The organism is Streptomyces graminilatus (assembly GCF_001418565.1).
GTDB lineage: Bacteria > Actinomycetota > Actinomycetes > Streptomycetales > Streptomycetaceae > Streptomyces > Streptomyces graminilatus.
On the sequence record NZ_LIQQ01000037.1, the window covers coordinates 1 to 5176 of the forward strand.

At 70.5% G+C, this 5176-nt stretch carries 3 protein-coding genes and 1 pseudogene; 1 reads left to right on the forward strand and 3 read right to left on the reverse strand.

Annotated features, from left to right (window positions below):
- Window positions 1–154 precede the first annotated feature (154 nt).
- The 3 genes from AOK08_RS04575 to AOK08_RS04585 all read right to left on the reverse strand — a co-directional run bounded on the left by AOK08_RS04575 (window position 155) and on the right by AOK08_RS04585 (window position 4555).
- Window positions 155–2299, reverse strand: a complete 2145-nt coding sequence (locus AOK08_RS04575; RefSeq protein ID WP_055523876.1) for a putative bifunctional diguanylate cyclase/phosphodiesterase — start codon at window positions 2297–2299, stop codon at window positions 155–157.
- Window positions 2296–3108: an SAM-dependent methyltransferase gene (locus tag AOK08_RS04580; protein WP_055523878.1), complete on the reverse strand. Its 813-nt coding sequence runs from the start codon at window positions 3106–3108 to the stop codon at window positions 2296–2298. The genes AOK08_RS04575 and AOK08_RS04580 overlap by 4 nt, the downstream gene beginning before the upstream one ends.
- A gap of 400 nt (window positions 3109–3508) precedes the next feature.
- Window positions 3509–4555: an SCO0930 family lipoprotein gene (locus tag AOK08_RS04585; RefSeq protein ID WP_055523880.1), complete on the reverse strand. Its 1047-nt coding sequence runs from the start codon at window positions 4553–4555 to the stop codon at window positions 3509–3511.
- 423 nt (window positions 4556–4978) lie between these two features.
- Here AOK08_RS04585 and AOK08_RS04590 point away from each other — a divergent pair.
- Window positions 4979–5176 (forward strand): annotated as a pseudogene (locus tag AOK08_RS04590) (hypothetical protein); the annotation flags it as partial.

The window sequence follows — 5176 nt, forward strand, 5'->3', positions numbered from 1 at the left end:
GTGGCTGGTCGCGCAGTTCCCCGCGCCCCTTTGGGGGGCGGGGGCCGTGGGCACCTTCACGTCGTATGTGGCTGGTCGCGCCCCGTGGCGGAGCCGCAAATGTCACAGCCCCGCGCCCCTTCAGGGCGCTCCACCTCGGGCCCGATTCACATGCTCAGCCTGTCGCGTCCGCCAATACCAGGTCGTGCAGGCGCTCTGGTGGGCCCGGGCGGGCGTAGTACCAGCCCTGGGCCGTGTCGCAGCCGAGTATGCGGAGCTGTTCGGCCTGGGCGCCCGTTTCCACGCCCTCGACCGTGACCGTGAGGTTCAGGCTGTGGGCGAGGGAGACGATCCCCTCGACGATCTTGAGGTCGACGGGGTCCGCCGGGAACTGCTGCATCCCCTGGGTGAAGGAGCGGTCGAGCTTGAGGATGCTCACCGGGAGACGGCGCAGGTTAGCGAGGTTCGAGTAGCCGGTGCCGAAGTCGTCCAGGGCGATGTCGACGCCCATCTCGGCGAGGCGGCGCAGGGGCTTGAGGAGGTCGTCGTCGGCGCCGATCAACGCCGACTCCGTCACCTCCAGGCACAGCGCCTCCGGTTCCAGCCCGGCGCGTTCCAGGATGTCGACCGTGTCCTGCACCAGACCGGGATGGGTGAGCTGGCACGGGGACAGGTTGACGTTCATGCGCAGCGGACCCCCGGCCGGGTGTCCCCCGTACTGTTCCCGCCAGGCACGGGCCTGGCGCACCGACTCCTCCAGGACCCAGCGGCCGAGCGGGACGATCAGGCCGGTGTGCTCGGCGAGCGGGATGAAGCGGTCCGGGCCGAGGACACCGTGCTGCGGATGCAGCCACCGCACCAGGGCCTCGGCGCCCCGGACGCTGCCGTCGCCGAGGTGGACCAGCGGCTGGTACTCGATGAAGAACTCGCCGCGGTCCAGGGCGGCCGGCAGCGCCGTGGTGAGCCCGTGGCGGGTGATCGCCCTCAAGTCCGCCTCGGGGTCGGCGAGTTCGAAGCGGTTGCCGCCCGCCGACTTGGCCCGGTACATGGTGATGTCGGCGCTGCGCAGCACTTCCGCCGGGCCGCGCTCTCCCGCCGGGCCCTCGACGATGCCGATGCTGCCGCGCACGGTCAGCTCACGGCCGTCGACGCTGACCGGGGCGACCATCGCGTTCATGATGCGTGAGGCGAGTTCGTCGACCTCGCGTTCGGTGTCGGGGCCGGTGGTCAGCGCCACGAACTCGTCGCCGCCGAGCCGCGCCACCATCTCGCCCGGGGCGGTAGCGCAGGACTGGAGCCGGTCGGCGACCTCGACGAGCAGCCGGTCGCCGGCCGCGTGGCCGAGGCTGTCGTTGATGGTCTTGAAACCGTCGAGGTCGAGATAGCACAGGCCGAAGCGCTGGCCCTCGCCCGCCGACACCGCCTTCTCCAGGCGCTCGAAGAACAGGGTGCGGTTGGGCAGCCCGGTGAGCGCGTCGTGCGTGGCCTCGTACCGCAGCCGGAGGTTGAGGAGCCGGCGCTCTGTGGTGTCCTCCATCAGCGCCAGTTGGTACTGCGCGCGGCCGTCGGCGTCGCGCAGCAGGGAGACCGTGAGGTTGGTCCACAGGACCGTTCCGTCGGGGCGGTAGAACGCCTTCTCGACGTGGTAGTGCTCGCGCTCGCCGCGGACGAGTTCCTCGTAGAGCCGCCAGACCTGCGGGGCGTCGTCCGGGTGCGTCCAGTCCGTGACCCTGCGGCCCCGTACGGTCTGCTCCGAGCCGCCGAACATGCGTTGCAGCGCGCCGTTGATCTGGAGGATGTTCCCGTCGAGGTCGGCGATGCCGATCCCTATGGCCGCGCCCTCGAAGACCGCCCGGAAGCGGGCCTCGCTGTCGTGCAGTGCCTCGGCGACCGCGCTGCGCGCGCTCTGCGCGGCCCACGCGATCGCCTCCTGCTCGGCGAGTGTCCGGTCGCGCAGCGCGGCGGCGTATCCCGCCGCCATGGCGTGCTGGAGCCGCGCCGAACGGGCGCGCAGGTCCTCCTGCGGCCCGTCCTGGCCGCAGTACAGCACCAGATAGGCGTCCACGCAGTCGAGCGAGCGGCTGAGCGACTCGGGGTCCGTGCAGTGCGCCGAGACCAGAGCGGCGCCGACCGCCCGGCCCACCTCGGCGTCGAACGTTCTCGCAAGCAGTGCCTCGCTCAACCGCCCGGCGAGCGGCAGGAGTTGCTCCTCGAACTCCACCCGGGTGAGCGACGTGGCCGTCACCTGGTGGACCGCCCGGCTCCAGATGGTCGCGAACCTGCGGAGTCTGTCCTGAGGGCCGCCCGGCTCCGCGGTCACGCCGTACGCCCCACGCCGGCGAAACCGGAGAAGGCGTACGCGTCCTCGTCCTCCGGTGCTGTCTCCGGCCGCCACCGCGGCATGGGCACCAGTCCCGGTTCCACCATGTCGTACCCCTCGAAGAACCGCGCGATCTCGTCGCGCGAGCGCATGACCAGCGGATTGCGAATGCCCTTGTATACGTCGACCGCGCCCTCGGCCCGCTCCTGCGGCAACGGGATTCCCTCGTACGAGGCATGCGTCAGGACGAGCAGGCTGCCGGGCGCGAGCGAGTCGCGCAGCTCGGCGACCGCCGCGTACGGGTCGTCCATGTCTTCCACGAAGTGCAGTATGGCAACGAGAAGCAGGGCCACTGGCCGGTTCTGGTCGATCAGACCCCGTAATCGGGGGCTGTCCAGGATCTCCCGGGGCTTGCGCAGATCGGCGGCGAGGACGCCCGCGCGCTCGTCACCGGCCAGGACCGCCTGACTGTGTGCGACGGCAACCGGGTCGTGGTCGACGTACATCACCCGCGCCTCGGGGCTGACGGCCCGCGCCACTTCGTGGACGCTGCCGAAGGTGGGAATGCCGGAGCCGATGTCGAGGAACTGCGTGATGCCCTCGGCGGCGGCGAAGCGGACGGCCCGGCGCATGAACGCGCGGTTCGCCTGCATGATCTTCGGAAGTCCCGGCATGAACTCCATGGCCCTGCGGGCCGCGGCCCGGTCGACCTCGAAGTTGTGCGAACCGCCCAGGTAGAAGTCGTACATCCGGGAAACGCTCGGCACCGAGATGTCGATGCCCCGGGGGACCCAGGCAGGACGCTCCATCTATCTCTCTCCCAGGAGTTGGCAGTCGTTGGCGCTCCAGTGTTCGAGCTGAGGTTACTGATCGCCTGCCAAAGGGGCGAGCCTAAACGGAAATTGACCATCCGTTCCCGGTCACTGCCCGCGGCACGTGCCGGAATTGACGGACGCGAAGTCCGCTACGAAAAGTAGCCGGAACATTCCAAAGAGCACTCAAGGGTTACGAAGCAGTCGCCGCCGACTCCCGGTCGGAATACGGCGGGTCGGGGACCATTCACCGGCAAATCGCCCTGTCCGCCGACGAGTTCCGGACATACCGAAGCGGCCTGCTCCCGCCGGCTCGCACGGACTGTGCGATACGGAGGGAGCAGGCCCGGAGAAGTCGGTTGCCCCTGCTGCCGGTTGGCAGCCACTGGCTCAGGTGTTACTGGTTCGGCGCGCCGACCAGCTTGCCGTCGGGGGCCACGGCGTACCAGGTGCCGCCGACGCCCTGGCCGTTGGTGTCGCCGGGCTTCTTGTCGTTGATGAAGGTGTAGATGGGCGAGCAGTTGAGGGTCTGCTGCTGGGCACCGTTGTCGGGCCGGGTGAAGTCCATGTAGCCCTTCTTCTTGATGCCCTTGGTGTCCTCGAAGGGGACCGGCGAGACGACCGGCCACTTGTCCAGGCAGGCGCCGACACAGGCGGAGACCGGCTTCGGCCACGCCTTGTCCTTCAGGAAGCGGTAGACCGTCATGCCGTTCTTGTCGACGACGATCTCACCGAGCTTGGGGTCGTTGCGGGTGGACAGCCCGGCCTGCTCGGCCTGCTGGACGCCGCCGCCCTGCGCGGACAGGGTGGCCTTCTTGCCGTCGGGAGCGAGGCCGAACCACTTGCCCTTCACACCCTGGCCCTTGATGTCGCCGGGCGCGGTGTCCTTGGCGAAGTAGTAGGCGGCCCAGCCGCCGACGGTGAGCTGCTTGGAGCCGTCGGAACGGGTCACCTCACCGAGCAGCGAGGGGTCGATACCGGCGCCGGCCGTGACGTCGTCGGCCGGGACCGGCGGCCACGCCTTGGCGCAGTCGCCGTCGCAGTTGGACTTCGGCGGTTCGGCCGTGTCCGCGTCGAAGCGGTAGAGCGTACGGCCGCTGTTGCTGGCCAGCACCTTGCCGATCTCGGCGTTGGTGACCACGTTCAGCTGGCCCGCGGCGTTGGAGTTGCCCGCGGCGGCCTGCTGCCCGTCGGCCTGGGTGCCGGTGTCGGTACCCGTGTCCGTACCGGCCGCGGCGCCCGCGCCCGCCGTGCCCGCGCCCGCCGTGCCCGCGCCCGCCGTGCCCGCGCCGGCCACGGATCCGTATCCACCGGCGGCCGGTGCCGCCGCGCCGACGTTCTGGCTGCTGGTGTCGGCCGCCTTGTCCTGACCGCACGCCGTCGTCAGCGCCAGCACGGCCGCAGCTGACGCTACGAGTGAGGCGCTCCGCCAGGAGGTCTTCATTACGTACTCCCCGTAATCATTGGGTATTGCGGCGCCCTGCTGGCCCGCCGCACGGTCCTAGGTACGGGCGGGGACCGTCACTGTGTTCAACCACCGCGCAAAATTCTTTCCGGCCCCTGTGGCCACACCCGCCCCAACCGGCGTGCCTCGCACACGAAGACGACCTGCGGCCACACCTGGAACACGTGATCCAAACCGCCGTACGACATAAGTCACTCGTTTGGGGCAATCACCTCGCGCTCCCGCGCGCGCGGGAGCGCNNGGAGGCGGCACCTCGGTGACGGTCACCGGGAACGGCGCCACGGTCACGGTCGGCACCGGTGTCCCGGTCGCCGCCGAAGACGGCTGGTCGGTCGGCACGGGCAACGGCGGAGCCGTCGTCACCGGCAACGGTACGTCGGTCGTCGTCGGCACCCACACCTGGTGCCCGACCCCGACACCGTCCCCGCCCTGTCCGACACCGACACCGACGCCCACTCCGACACCCACGCCTACGCCCACGCCTACGCCGACGCCCACGCCGGAACCGCCGCCGCCGCCGAAACCGAGGCCCACACCGACCCCGAGGCCCACTCCCCCGCACAAGCCGACGCCGGCACCGCCGCCGAAGCCCCCGGCCGC